This is a genomic window from Leisingera sp. ABM4_101 (genome assembly GCF_056158725.1).
On the sequence record NZ_JBSWTV010000002.1, the window covers coordinates 1,396,019 to 1,408,417 of the forward strand.

Consider the following 12,399-nt stretch of genomic DNA (forward strand, 5'->3'; position numbering starts at 1 on the left):
GATGAAAATGATGACACCAGGGAGCGAGGCCGAAGTGGCCGAAATCATTGCAGGCGCAAGCGGGCCGCTGTGCCTTCAGGGCGGCGGCAGCCGCGGCCTGGCAGTGGAGGGCGCGGTCTTGAGCACGGCTGGGCTGTCCGGTGTGGAGCTGTATGAACCGGGCGCTTTGACGCTGGTGGTCAGGGCAGGCACGCCGGTGGCAGAGGTGGAGGCGCTTCTGGCTGCGGAAAACCAGCGGCTGGCGTTTGAGCCGATGGACCACCGCGGGCTGCTGGGCACCGAGGGAGAGCCGACCATTGGCGGCGTGATTGCAGCGAATGTGTCCGGACCCCGGCGTATTCAGGCGGGGGCGGCACGCGACCACCTGCTGGGGGTGCGGTTCGTGGATGGCAGCGGCCAAGCAGTGAAAAACGGCGGCCGGGTGATGAAGAACGTGACCGGCTATGACCTGGTCAAGCTGATGTGCGGCGCCCATGGCACCCTGGGGGTGCTGACGGAAGTGTCGCTGAAGGTTCTGCCGCAGGCCGAGGCTGCGGCGGCGGTTGCCGTGGAGGGGGTGGATCTGGCCCAGGCGGTGGCGGCAATGTCGGCGGCTCTGGGCTCACCCTATGACGTGACCGGTGCGGCCTATGACCCGGACGGGCAGACCGCCCTTGTCCGGGTGGAGGGTTTTGCGGAGTCAGTGGCTTACCGGAGCGAACAACTGGTATCGGAGCTTGGCCGCTTTGGAGCTGCGGGAATTGTGCCGGACTGCGATGCGCTCTGGCAGGGCATCGGGGATGTCTCCGCCTTCCATGGGACACAGGGGGATGTCTGGCGGATTTCGGTGAAACCTTCCGATGCGGTGGTGCTGGCGCCGCGGTTGCAGGCGGAGGCGCTGCAGGTCGACTGGGGCGGCGGGCTGATCTGGGCGCGGGTCGCCGAAGGCACGGACTTGCGGGGGCGGATCAATGTGCCGGGCCATGCCACCCTGGTGCGCGCCAGCACAGAGACCCGCGCCCGGCTGGGCGTGTTCCAGCCGCAGCCTGCCCCCCTGGCGGCAATCTCCGCAGGGCTGCGGCAGAAGTTCGATCCGAAGGGCATCCTCAATCCGGGGCTGATGGGGTAACACATGCAGACCACTTTCTCTGATGAACAGCTGCAGGACCCAGGCACCAGGCGTGCCAATGAAATCCTGCGCTCCTGCGTGCATTGCGGGTTTTGCACCGCCACTTGCCCGACCTACCAGGTGCTGGGCGATGAGCTGGATTCACCGCGCGGCCGGATCTATCTGATCAAGGATATGCTGGAGAACAGCCGTGTGCCGGACGAAAAGACCGTGAAGCACATCGACCGCTGCCTGTCTTGCCTGGCCTGCATGACAACTTGTCCCTCGGGTGTGCACTACATGCATCTGGTGGACCATGCCCGTGCCTATATCGAGAAGCACTATGACCGGCCCTGGAGCGACCGTGCCCTGCGCTGGCTGCTGGCACGGATCCTGCCCTATCCCACAAGGTTCCGGCTGGCGCTGATGGGGGCGAAACTGGCGAGGCCCCTCAAAGGGCTGATGCCTGACGCGCGGCTCAGGGCAATGCTGGACATGGCGCCCAAGACCATTCCGCCGGTCAGCCGCAATGATGATCCGCAAAGCTTTGCCGCCGCAGTGCCGCGCCAGAAGCGCGTCGCGCTGATGACCGGCTGTGCCCAGAAAGCGCTGAACACGGATATCAACGACGCCACCATCCGGCTGCTGACCCGGCTGGGCTGCGAGGTTGTTGTGGCCAGGGGGGCAGGCTGCTGCGGCGCGCTGACCCATCACATGGGGTGCGAGGAGGAGAGCCACGCCGCCGCCGCCAGGAATATCCGCGCCTGGGTGGCAGAGATCGACGGGCAGGGGCTGGACGCGATTGTCATCAACACCTCCGGCTGCGGTACCACGGTCAAGGACTACGGATACATGTTCCGCAATGATGCGCTGGCGGCGGAGGCCGCGCGGGTGTCAGGGATCGCCATGGATGTCTCTGAACTGCTGATGCAGCTGGACCTGCCGGAGGGCGCGGACAAGGGGCTGACCGTGGCCTATCACGCGGCCTGCTCGCTGCAGCATGGTCAGCAGATCAAGACACATCCCAAGACGCTGCTGAAACGGGCTGGCTTCAGGGTGGTGGAACCTGCCGACAGCCATCTGTGCTGCGGCTCGGCCGGCACCTACAACCTGATGCAGCCGGAAATCTCGGCCCAGCTGAAGGCGCGTAAGGTGAAGACGCTGGAGGCCAAACAGCCAGACCTGATCGCCGCGGGCAACATCGGCTGCATGATGCAGATCGGCTCCGGCACGCAGGTGCCGATCGTGCATACGGTCGAGCTGCTGGACTGGGCCTCCGGCGGCCCGCAGCCGCCTGCGCTGGCGGCGCCGGGCAAGCGGGTGCCGGAGGTGCCGGTCCTGCGCTGAGCGGTTTTTGCACAGCGGAAAGAATCGGGCTGCATAAACCGCGCATTTGCCGTAATTTTGCCTGAACAGACCAATAATCTCCCACCTGGTGGATAAGAGGAGAGACATGTGAGGCAGTGGATTCTGGCGGCTCTGGCGGTGCTGGTGCCAGCTGCATCACTGGCGCAGGACAGCCGTTTGCAGCGGATGGACACGCTGGATGCAGGCCGCAAATGGGAAGCAGTCGGGCGGCTCGATGTGAATGGCGAAGGGTTCTGCACCGGCGCGCTGATTGCGCCGGATCTGGTGCTGACCGCCGCGCATTGCCTTTATGACAGCCGCACCAAGGCGCCGATCGACCCCGCCACCATCGAATTCCTGGCGGGCTGGCGCAACGGGCGCGCCTCGGCCTACCGCTCTGTGCGCCGGGCGGTGCAGCATCCTTCCTATGTCTATAACGGCGAGCTGTCGACCGACCGGGTGCGCAATGACATTGCCCTGCTGCAGCTGCAGCGCCCGATCCGCAACACCACCGTAACGCCTTTTGAGACCGACGAGCGCCCGCGCAAGGGCGCCAGGATCGGCGTCGTCTCCTATGCCCATGACCGCTCCGAGGCGCCCTCCCTGCAGGAGGTCTGCGCGGTGATGGCGCGCCAGCAAGGGGTGCTGGTGATGTCCTGCGATGTGGATTTCGGCTCTTCCGGGGCGCCGGTGTTTTCCTTTGAGGACGGCACGCCGCGGATTGTTTCGGTGATCTCCGCCAAGGCTGAGGTCAGCGGCGAGCGGGTGTCGCTGGGGTCTGCCCTGGCCGATGAGCTGACCCTGTTGCAGGCGCAGCTGACCGGGGTGAACACGGGCGGGCAGCTGCCGCCCGGTGTGGGCCGCGTCAGGGTCGGGGAGGGGCGCAGCTCCTCTGGTGCGAAGTTTATCAGGCAATGATCTGGCGGGCGCTGATCCTGGGTGTTGCCACCCTGTCGTACGCTGCTTGCGCAACGGCCCAGAGCACCGGCCTGCGGCGGCTGACCGATCGCGATGACCTGTTCGGATGGGAGGCCGTCGGACGCCTGGAGCTGAACGGGCAGGGCTTCTGCACCGGCACCCTGATTGCGCCGGAACTGGTGCTGACGGCGGCGCATTGCGTCTATGACCGCAACGGAAATCAGCGCCCGGCAGAGCAGATCCGGTTCCGGGCCGGATTGCGGGACGGGGTGGCGATTGCCGAGCGGCAGGCACTGCAGGTTGCAGCGCATCCCGGTTATGATCCGCGCAATCGCCTGACCTTGGAGAATATCCGCCATGACGTGGCGCTGATCCGCCTGTCGGAGCCGGTCCTGAGCGGAGAGGCGGATGCCTTTGCGCTGCATTCGGGGCGGGGCTATGGCAGCGGTATCTCGGTCACCTCCTACGGGCAGGGCCGGGCGGAGGCATTGTCGCGCCAGCGCCAGTGCAACCTGATGGCCGAAAGCGGCGATGTGCTGATGATCGACTGCAATGTGACTTTCGGCTCCTCCGGGGCGCCGGTGTTTTCCCAGGTCGGCGGGCGCGGGCGCATTCTGGCGCTGGTTTCGGGCGGCGGCAATTACCGTGGCAAACAGGTGGCCTTTGGCATGAAACTGCCGCAGCGGGTGGCCGAGCTGAAGGCACAGCTGCGCCGCAATCCGGTGGCCGCACCCGACCGGCGGATCAAGCGGATCCGGGTTGGCGGCGGCGGTTCGGCGGGCGGTGCGAAATTTGTCGGCGTTGGCGACTGAGGCACCTCTTGAAGCCATTTTTTCCGTTCCTATCTCAGGACTATCCGGGCAGCCGCTGATTGGGGCCCGGAGCAAAACCAGCCTGTCCTTGCGGGGAAGGCATCCTGAAATCGCTCATGAATGAGGATTGAAAATGCGTACTTTTGACTTTGCACCGCTGCACCGTGCCACCATCGGCTTTGACCAGATCGCCAGCCTGATGGACCGCGCCCTGAGCGCCGACGCGGCACAGTCCAGCTATCCGCCCTACAACATCGAGAAGACCGACGCCGACAGCTACCGCATCTCAATTGCTGTTGCCGGCTTTTCTGACGAAGACCTGAATGTCGAAGTGAAGGAAAACGCGTTGGTCGTGTCCGCGAAGAAGGCAGAGGATAGCGACGGCCGCACCTTCCTGCACCGCGGCATCGCCACCCGCGCATTCGAACGCCGTTTCACCCTGGCCGACCATGTCCATGTGACCGGTGCCAGCCATGAGAACGGCATGCTGCATATCGATCTGCACCGCGAGGTGCCGGAGGCGCTGAAACCGCGCCGGATCGAAATCTCCTCCTCCCGCCCGAACCGCCCGGAGATCGAGGCCAAATCGGTCAACTGATCCCACGGACCCCGGTTCGAGTGTCCCGCCCCCTGGCTTAGCCGGGGGGCTTTTTGTATTGGCGGGCTGTCCCCGCGGGGGCATCCTGAGGTTGCAAAGGGCAACCGGTTGTTAGGATTTTGGCGGCACACTGGGCTGGTTACTGATTTTGTGCCGGCGTTTGACCGCCCGCTGGTGCTTTCAAAGCGCGGTCGGGGCAGGTTGCATGGAACGCCAGCAAATTCAGCATGTGCAGCAAAGCTTTGCCGGCATCTTTGCCCGCAAGGCCGATCTGGCGGAGCGGTTCTATGTGCATCTGTTTACCCGCCTGCCGGAAGCACGGGCAATGTTCCGCGGCAACTTCGTGAAGCAGAAAGCGATGCTGACAGCCATGATTGCCTCCTGTGTGCGCAATCTGGATGATCCGCGCACGCTGGAGGAGCTAGGCGCCCAACTGGTTGAGATGCATGCCCACCTGGGGGTTGGCTCCCGCGAGACGGAAGCGGCAAAGCGGGCGCTGATCGCCGCTTTGCGCGATGTTCTTGGGGCAGACCTGGATCCGGAGACAGAGCTTGCCTGGGCCAGCGCCATCAGCCGGGTGGCGGGGACCATGGCCCGTCACTGACCCGGCTGCCGTGATCCGCAGGCCGGATCAGACCGACATGCAGATGTATTTCATCTCCAGGTAGTCCTCGATGCCGTGGTGGCTGCCTTCGCGGCCGAGGCCGGACTGCTTGACGCCGCCGAACGGGGCCACCTCGGTGGAGATGATGCCGGTGTTGACGCCGACAATCCCGTATTCCAGCGCCTCGGCGACCTTGTACACGCGGCTGAGGTCCTTGGCGTAGAAGTAGGAGGCAAGGCCGAAGATGGTGTCGTTGGCCATGGCGATGACCTCGTCCTCGTCCTCGAACTTGAACAGCGGGGCGAGGGGGCCGAAGGTCTCGTCGGTGGCAAAGGCCATGTCCTGGGTTGCGCCCTTGACGATGGTCGGCTGGAAGAAGCTGCCGCCCAGTTCCGAGGGGTTGCCGCCGAGGATCACTTCGCCGCCCTTGGAGGTGGCATCGGCGATGTGCTCCTGCACCTTTTCGACCGCTTCCATGTTGATCAGCGGGCCGAAGTGGATGCCGTCCTTGAGGCCGTCGCCCACGTTCATCGCCTCGACCGCCGCCTTCAGCTTCTCTGCAAAGGCATCGTAAACGCCGGCCTGCACATAGATCCGGTTGGCGCAGACGCAGGTCTGGCCGTTGTTGCGGAACTTGCACATGATGGCGCCTTCGACGGCGGCGTCGAGGTCGGCGTCGTCAAACACGATGAAGGGCGCGTTGCCGCCCAGTTCCATCGAGCATTTCATCACCGTGTCGGCGGCCTGGCGCATCAGGATGCGCCCCACCTCGGTGGAGCCGGTGAAGGTCAGCTTGCGCACTGCGTCGTTCTCGCAGAATTCCTTGCCAATTTCAGAGGCGCGCGACGACGGCACCACGTTGAAGACGCCGGCCGGGATGCCGGCGCGCTCTGCCAGCACCGCCAGCACGGTGGCCGACAGCGGGGTCTCAGCCGCCGGGCGGGCGACAAAGGCGCAGCCTGCGGCCAGCGCCGGGCCTGCCTTGCGGGTGATCATCGCGTTGGGGAAGTTCCAGGGCGTGATCGAGGCGGCAACGCCGATCGGCTGTTTCAGCACGGTGATGCGCTTGTCGCGCTGATGGCCGGGGATGGTTTCGCCGTAGATGCGCTTGGCCTCTTCCGCGAAGAATTCGATGAAGGAGGCGCCATAGGCGATCTCGCCGCGGGATTCCGCCAGCGGCTTGCCCATTTCGGCGGTCAGGATCACGGCGAGGTCGTCCTGGTTTGCCATCATCAGGTCGAACCACTTGCGCAGCACGGCGGCGCGTTCCTTGCCGGTCCATTTGGCCCAGTCCTTTTGCGCCGCTTCGGCCTGGGCGATGGCGCCGGCCACCTGGGCGCGGCTGATATCGGCCATCTGGGCGATCACATCGCCGCGGGCCGGGTTGGTCACGTCAAAGGTGCTTTCGCCGTCAACAAACTGGCCGCCGATATAGCCGCGGGTCTCCAGCAGGCTGGGGTCTTTGAGAAGGGATTTGAGATCTGTGGTTGCGTCGAGCATTGCGGGCCTCCCGGGAATTCGTTTGGGACATGCAAATCAGTTGCGCCTATGTATGTCCAGAAACTTTGATAAGTCCAGATGGTATACCATATTACGGTTATTCATTGAGCCGATTTGACAAGCCGGATGCAAGCCTGTCAGCTAACCGCAACAGGATTTGAGGAGAGAGCGCATGGAATTGGACGATGCCTATGCCAACGGGGCCTATATCGAGAATGCCGCGGACTATCCTCCGCGCTGGGCTGCCTCGGCGGAGGACTTCCGCAACAGCCTGCATGAGCGCGCCCGGCTGGACATCCCCTATGGTGAAGGGGAACGGCAGAAGTTCGACCTGTTCCTGCCGGAGGGCACGCCCAAGGGGGTGTTTGTCTTTGTGCATGGGGGCTACTGGCTGGCCTTCGACAAAAGCTCCTGGTCGCATCTGGCGCGCGGGGCGATATCCCATGGCTGGGCGGTGGCGATGCCGTCCTATGACCTGTGCCCCGAGGTGCGGATTGCCGGTATCACCCGGCAGATCACCGCGGCGGTGACCCGGATTGCGGGTGAGGTCGCGGGGCCGATTGCCCTGGCGGGGCATTCCGCGGGCGGCCATCTGGTGGCGCGGATGCTGGACAAGGCACTGCTGCCTGCCGAAGTGGGGGAGCGGATCAAGACGGTGATACCGATTTCGCCGCTGGCGGATCTGCGCCCCCTTCTGCGCACCTCGATGAACCAGAAATTCCAGATGGATTCGGCGGCTGCCATTGCCGAAAGCCCGGTGGATATGACGGACCGCTATCCGGCGGAGGTGACGGTCTGGGTCGGCGGGGAAGAGAGGCCGGCGTTCCTGGATCAGGCGATCTGGCTGGTCGAGGCCTGGGAGGCGGATCACGTGATCGCCTTTGGCAAGCACCATTTCAACGTGATTGATCCGCTGGCGGACCCGGACAGCGATCTGGTGGCGCTGATTGTGAATTGAGGGCGGCGCGGCGGGCGGAACCGCCCGCCCTGCGTGTGTTCCATGAATTGAGCACTCCTGTCCGGCCGAGAGGCCGGACAGCGCCCGACCCTCCCCCACGGGGAGGGCGCTTTCAGCCCCCACCCCGAGGATCGGGCGCTGTCCTCAGTGAGAATTGGCTGGAGGCAGTTTATCTTTTCTCTTGCCAGAATGATGATTCCGCCGCATCTTCCAGCCCAAGGGCCAGGCGATGGCGTCGCCGCATGGATCACATGCCGCCCTCAAAATCCAAAACTGTCCTGAACGCCGGGACCTTTCTTGTAAGAAGGAAGGGTCTGATATGACTTCACGTCCTGAAATGTACCGTTTTCACAATGGTGAGAAGGCGCCGCTGCAATTTGCTGTCTCCGAATACGAGGCGCGGATCGCAGGCCTGCGCAAGATCATGGCTGAAACTGGGGTGAGCGCCGCTGTCTTCACCTCGATGCACAACATTTCCTATTATTCTGGCTTCACCTATTGCGCCTTTGGCCGCCCCTACGGGATGGTGGTGACCGCGACCGAAGCCGTGACCATCTCGGCCGGTATCGACGCGGGCCAGCCCTGGCGCCGCTCGTTCTGCGACAACATCACCTATACCGACTGGCAGCGCGACAATTTCTGGCGTGCAATCAAGTCGGTAAGCGGCGAGGGCGCGGTTGTCGGCTATGAAAGCGACCACCTGACCCTGCTGCAGAAGGCCAAGCTGGAAGGCTTCCTGGCGCCGTCGCAGCTGGTTGATCTTTATGAGCCGACCATGCGCCAGCGGATGGGCAAATCCGCCGCTGAGCTGGACATGATCCGGGCCGGTGCGGCGGTGGCCGATGTCGGCGGTTTTGCCATCCGGGATGCAGTCAAGGAAGGCGCGCGGGAGATCGACGTGGCGATGGCGGGCCGCGATGCGATGGAGCTGGAGATTGCCAAGCGCTTCCCGGATGCGGAATACCGCGACACCTGGGTGTGGTTCCAGTCGGGCATCAACACCGACGGCGCCCACAACCCGGTGACGGGGCGCCGGCTGGAGCGCGGCGACATCCTGTCGCTGAACACTTTCCCGATGATTTCAGGCTATTACACCGCGCTGGAGCGGACCATGTTCGTGAAAGAGGTCGACGCCGAGTCCCTGCGCATCTGGGAGGCCAATGTGGCGGCCCATGAGCTGGGAATCTCGCTGCTGAAACCGGGCGCAAGCTGCGCGGAAATCACCCATAAGATCAACGCCTTCTTTGAAGAGCAGGACCTGCTGCAGTACCGCACCTTCGGCTATGGGCATTCGTTCGGCGTTCTGTCGCACTACTATGGCCGCGAGGCGGGGCTGGAGCTGCGCGAGGACATCGACACGGTGCTGGAGCCGGGCATGGTGATCTCGATGGAGCCGATGCTGACCATCGCCGATGGTCAGCCGGGTGCCGGCGGCTACCGTGAGCATGACATCCTGATCATCCACGAGGACGGCAACGAGAACATCACCAAGTACCCCTATGGGCCGGAGTTCAACGTCGTCGGCTGACAAACCTGCAGGCAGGGCTCCTGCCTGCCTCCCGGAGGCGGGCGCCGCCGCGGGTTGTGGCACCGTGTTTCTCACGGTGCCATTTTCTTTGGCTGGGCGGGGGCAAAACCATCGGAATCCCCCGTGCGGGGCCGGGCTGCTGTGCTGCAAACATTGCGCCGGGGCGCCGGTTGGGGCATATGTGCGCGCAGCCCCGAAATTTGCCTCCCAGCTGCCCCGGGCAGCGCCGCGCCGCCGTGCCCGGGCGAGGAAGAAAGAGCCGCTGCCATGTATGACGCCCCGGAAAAGAAAAAGTCAGAATTTGCGCTGATTCAGCTGATGCCGAACATGATGACCATCGGTGCCATCTGCGCGGGCCTGACAGCGATCCGCTTTGCCGTGTCCGGCAATTTCAAACTGGCAGTGATGATGATCATCCTGGCCGCAGTGCTGGATGGCCTGGACGGGCGGCTGGCCCGGGCGCTGCGCAGCGTGTCCAAGATGGGTGCGGAGCTGGATTCGCTGGCGGACTTTCTGAACTTCGGGGTGGCGACGCCGCTGGTGATCTATCTTTGGGCGCTGCAGGACGTGCGCGGGGCAGGGTGGATTTCGGTGCTGGTGTTCTCAGTCTGCTGCGTGGTGCGGCTGGCGCGGTTCAATGTCAGCACCAAGTCGGAGGATGAACCCAAGGTGCGCAAGGGCTATTTCGAGGGCATCCCCTCGCCCGCGGGTGCCCTGCTGGCTTTGCTGCCGATGTTTGTCTTCTTTGCCTCGGACAGCGCTGTAATGGTGCCGGAACTGCTGATCTGCCTGCATATGGTGGTGACTGGACTGGCAATGATCAGCCACATTCAGACCTGGTCCCCGAAAGCGATGAAAATCTCCCGCGAGCATGTTAAATACCTGCTTGTGGGCTTTGCCTTCATGGCTGCGGCATTGATGACCTATGCATGGACAGTGCTGGTTGTGCTATGCCTTGCTTACGTTGCGATGGTGATATGGGGGCTGGTTTCCAAGCCAAAGGGCTAGCCCAGTACGTCCGGGGAGGGACGAATTGGATATCAAAGCAGTTGAGGAATCATACGCGCGCTGGGCGCCTGTCTACGACAGGACCTTTGGCGCGGTGACGCGCTCGGGCCGCCGCAGGGCGACCAAGTATATCAATTCCCGCAAGGGCAAGGTCTTGGAGGTCGGGGTCGGAACCGGGCTGTCCTTGCAGCATTACGCGCCGCACTTGCAGGTGACGGGCATCGACTTCAGCCACGACATGCTGAAGAAGGCCCAGGGAAAGGTGCAGGAGCTGGGGCTGAATCAGGTTGAGGCGTTGCGGCAGATGGATGCCCGGCAGCTGGATTTTCCGGACAATACCTTTGACACCGTTGCTGCGATGCATGTGCTGTCGGTGGTGCCTGACCCCGAACTGGTGATGCGCGAGATTGCGCGGGTGCTGAAACCTGGCGGCAAGGTGGTGATCACCAATCATTTCAAGAGCGGCAAGGGGGTGCGGGCCTCGCTGGAGAAACTGTCTGCGCCCTTGGCCAACGTGATTGGCTGGCATTCGGATTTCGCGCTGGAAACGGTGCTGCAGGAAGACCGGCTGCAAGTGGAAGCGCAGGAAAGCATTCCGCCCTTCGGCATGATGACATTCCTGGTGCTGGGCAAACGGCAAACCATGTGAAACGGCTTGTTTCCGCAAGGCAGCCCCGGGGGGATCCCCCGGGGCTTTTCTTTGTGCGGCCTCTCTGCAACAGTGCTGGTGAAACGGGCGGAATTTAGCCGCTCGAGGGATGTAAATTCCATTTACATACCCATCTAAGGATCAGTTATTTCAAGGGGAGGAGCGGAGACTATGAGTGTTTCCCAATTTGAGAAAATGGTGGCGGACAGCCAGGACAAGGTGCGGGAGTTGCAGTCCCGCATTGAGGCGCTGACCTCGCGTATTGAGGCGGCGCGCAGCAAGATCGAGGCGGGTGAGGACGCCAGCATCGACATCGAAAACGCGACATTGGAAGATGTGCATGCGCATACCGATGTGATGAACGCCAATATCGCCGAGCTGATCATGGGGCTCGATGATGTGACGGCGGCGTTCTCCAAGGATTTCGACGAGATGCGCTCCAAGACCGGCTGGGAGAGTTTTGTTGGCTTCTTCTCCAAGGGCAAATCGGACTCGATGCGCCAGGAGCGGATGCGCACCGCCAATATCGACGACAAGCTGCAGGATCTGATTGCCAAGTCGGACGTGATCGTGAAGCTGCTGGAGGGCCAGCTGGCGACGCTGGAAGAGCAGCGCGAGAAGGTGCAGGTGAACCTCTCCGCAACCCTGGACGATCGTGAGTTCACGGTGCAGGAACTGGAGGGCGTGCGCGCTGAGATCGTGGCGCTGGACCCGCAGATCATTGAGCTGGAGAACAAGATCTCGGTCGAGCAGGGCGCCGCCGCGCGCACCAAGCTGGAGACCGAGCTGGCCGACATCAACGCCAAGTATAACGCGCTGGTGCAGGAGGAGCAGGTGAAGCTTGCGAAATCCCAGACGCTGGAGCGCTATATCGAGAAGGGCAAGACCTGGGTCGACAGCCTGCAGAACCAGGCGGCGACGCAGATGGTGCTGATCAACAAACTGCAGACGGACACTCAGCAGCGGGTGGTGCTGTATGATGCGCTGACCAAATCGCTGAAAACAGCGCAGCAGCAGGATGTGGCGCACAGGATCAACGAGATCGGCGTGCAGACCGACAAGGAAGCCCAGACCGCGATGGCAGCGATCGGCACCGCGACCAACCAGAAGATGGCCGACATGCTGGAAGCGCATGAGGGCAACATGGTGTTTGCGCGCGACGTGCTGGAGAAGAAGGCCAAGGCCGATGAACGCTTTGCCCGCCGGTTCGCGGCGATTGTCGAGAAGCACGACAAGAACCTGTATGGGGGCTGAAATGTTGCCCAAGACGAATGAAAGGAAATCTTGGGCTGAGCGTAATGGAGAACTGGTTTGGGGCGCGCTGGGGGTCGCTTGCTTAACCTTTGCCGTTCTTGGACTTGCTAACAATTGGATGGGGGTTGTTGTTCTT

At 63.2% G+C, this 12,399-nt stretch carries 12 protein-coding genes; 11 read left to right on the forward strand and 1 reads right to left on the reverse strand.

What is annotated here, in order from left to right:
* Nucleotides 1–10: 10 nt before the first annotated feature.
* From ACXAEK_RS07840 to ACXAEK_RS07865, 6 genes are all read left to right on the forward strand, one after another.
* Nucleotides 11–1,108 carry an FAD-binding protein gene (locus tag ACXAEK_RS07840; RefSeq protein WP_475040984.1) on the forward strand — a complete coding sequence of 366 codons (1,098 nt, stop codon included), beginning with the start codon at nucleotides 11–13 and terminating at the stop codon, nucleotides 1,106–1,108.
* A 3-nt stretch (nucleotides 1,109–1,111) separates the two neighbouring features.
* Nucleotides 1,112–2,434 (forward strand): glycolate oxidase subunit GlcF, encoded by a 1,323-nt coding sequence (glcF, locus tag ACXAEK_RS07845; protein WP_475040985.1) that lies wholly within the window; start codon nucleotides 1,112–1,114, stop codon nucleotides 2,432–2,434.
* Nucleotides 2,435–2,620: 186 nt separating this feature from the next.
* Entirely contained in the window at nucleotides 2,621–3,352 is a 732-nt protein-coding gene (locus ACXAEK_RS07850) for a trypsin-like serine peptidase (RefSeq protein ID WP_475045219.1), read from the forward strand.
* Entirely contained in the window at nucleotides 3,349–4,164 is an 816-nt protein-coding gene (locus tag ACXAEK_RS07855; protein WP_475040986.1) for a trypsin-like serine peptidase, read from the forward strand. Before ACXAEK_RS07850 ends, ACXAEK_RS07855 begins: the two co-directional genes overlap by 4 nt.
* Before the next feature lie 133 nt (nucleotides 4,165–4,297).
* Entirely contained in the window at nucleotides 4,298–4,762 is a 465-nt protein-coding gene (locus ACXAEK_RS07860; protein ID WP_475040988.1) for an Hsp20 family protein, read from the forward strand.
* A gap of 205 nt (nucleotides 4,763–4,967) precedes the next feature.
* Nucleotides 4,968–5,366 carry a globin domain-containing protein gene (locus ACXAEK_RS07865; protein WP_475040990.1) on the forward strand — a complete coding sequence of 133 codons (399 nt, stop codon included), beginning with the start codon at nucleotides 4,968–4,970 and terminating at the stop codon, nucleotides 5,364–5,366.
* Nucleotides 5,367–5,393: 27 nt separating this feature from the next.
* Here the strand turns inward: ACXAEK_RS07865 and ACXAEK_RS07870 are convergent, their stop codons facing one another.
* Entirely contained in the window at nucleotides 5,394–6,866 is a 1,473-nt protein-coding gene (locus ACXAEK_RS07870; RefSeq protein WP_475040991.1) for an NAD-dependent succinate-semialdehyde dehydrogenase, read from the reverse strand.
* Between the two features lie 172 nt (nucleotides 6,867–7,038).
* Here ACXAEK_RS07870 and ACXAEK_RS07875 point away from each other — a divergent pair, with 172 nt between their 5' ends.
* The 5 genes from ACXAEK_RS07875 (at nucleotide 7,039) to ACXAEK_RS07895 (ending at nucleotide 12,263) form a co-directional block, all read left to right on the forward strand.
* Nucleotides 7,039–7,824 (forward strand): alpha/beta hydrolase, encoded by a 786-nt coding sequence (locus tag ACXAEK_RS07875; RefSeq protein ID WP_475040993.1) that lies wholly within the window; start codon nucleotides 7,039–7,041, stop codon nucleotides 7,822–7,824.
* Between the two features lie 319 nt (nucleotides 7,825–8,143).
* Nucleotides 8,144–9,352 (forward strand): aminopeptidase P family protein, encoded by a 1,209-nt coding sequence (locus tag ACXAEK_RS07880; protein WP_475040995.1) that lies wholly within the window; start codon nucleotides 8,144–8,146, stop codon nucleotides 9,350–9,352.
* A 267-nt stretch (nucleotides 9,353–9,619) separates the two neighbouring features.
* On the forward strand, nucleotides 9,620–10,360 hold the full coding sequence (locus ACXAEK_RS07885) for a CDP-alcohol phosphatidyltransferase family protein (RefSeq protein ID WP_475040997.1): 741 nt from the start codon (nucleotides 9,620–9,622) through the stop codon (nucleotides 10,358–10,360).
* A 25-nt stretch (nucleotides 10,361–10,385) separates the two neighbouring features.
* Complete coding sequence (locus ACXAEK_RS07890) at nucleotides 10,386–11,009, forward strand: class I SAM-dependent methyltransferase (RefSeq protein WP_475040999.1); 624 nt, start codon at nucleotides 10,386–10,388, stop codon at nucleotides 11,007–11,009.
* A 171-nt stretch (nucleotides 11,010–11,180) separates the two neighbouring features.
* Nucleotides 11,181–12,263, forward strand: a complete 1,083-nt coding sequence (locus ACXAEK_RS07895) for a hypothetical protein (protein WP_475041001.1) — start codon at nucleotides 11,181–11,183, stop codon at nucleotides 12,261–12,263.
* The last annotated feature ends 136 nt before the right edge of the window (nucleotides 12,264–12,399 follow it).

Excerpts from the sequence above, each read along its gene's own strand:
- ACXAEK_RS07895 (WP_475041001.1), top strand. The coding sequence starts at position 11,181 with ATGAGTGTTTCCCAATTTGAGAAAATGGTGGCGGACAGCCAGGACAAG.
- ACXAEK_RS07870 (WP_475040991.1), bottom strand. The coding sequence starts at position 6,866 with ATGCTCGACGCAACCACAGATCTCAAATCCCTTCTCAAAGACCCCAGC.
- ACXAEK_RS07880 (WP_475040995.1), top strand. The coding sequence starts at position 8,144 with ATGACTTCACGTCCTGAAATGTACCGTTTTCACAATGGTGAGAAGGCG.
- ACXAEK_RS07865 (WP_475040990.1), top strand. The coding sequence starts at position 4,968 with ATGGAACGCCAGCAAATTCAGCATGTGCAGCAAAGCTTTGCCGGCATC.
- ACXAEK_RS07850 (WP_475045219.1), top strand. The coding sequence starts at position 2,621 with ATGGACACGCTGGATGCAGGCCGCAAATGGGAAGCAGTCGGGCGGCTC.
- ACXAEK_RS07885 (WP_475040997.1), top strand. The coding sequence starts at position 9,620 with ATGTATGACGCCCCGGAAAAGAAAAAGTCAGAATTTGCGCTGATTCAG.
- ACXAEK_RS07855 (WP_475040986.1), top strand. The coding sequence starts at position 3,349 with ATGATCTGGCGGGCGCTGATCCTGGGTGTTGCCACCCTGTCGTACGCT.
- ACXAEK_RS07840 (WP_475040984.1), top strand. The coding sequence starts at position 11 with ATGACACCAGGGAGCGAGGCCGAAGTGGCCGAAATCATTGCAGGCGCA.
- glcF (WP_475040985.1), top strand. The coding sequence starts at position 1,112 with ATGCAGACCACTTTCTCTGATGAACAGCTGCAGGACCCAGGCACCAGG.
- ACXAEK_RS07875 (WP_475040993.1), top strand. The coding sequence starts at position 7,039 with ATGGAATTGGACGATGCCTATGCCAACGGGGCCTATATCGAGAATGCC.
- ACXAEK_RS07860 (WP_475040988.1), top strand. The coding sequence starts at position 4,298 with ATGCGTACTTTTGACTTTGCACCGCTGCACCGTGCCACCATCGGCTTT.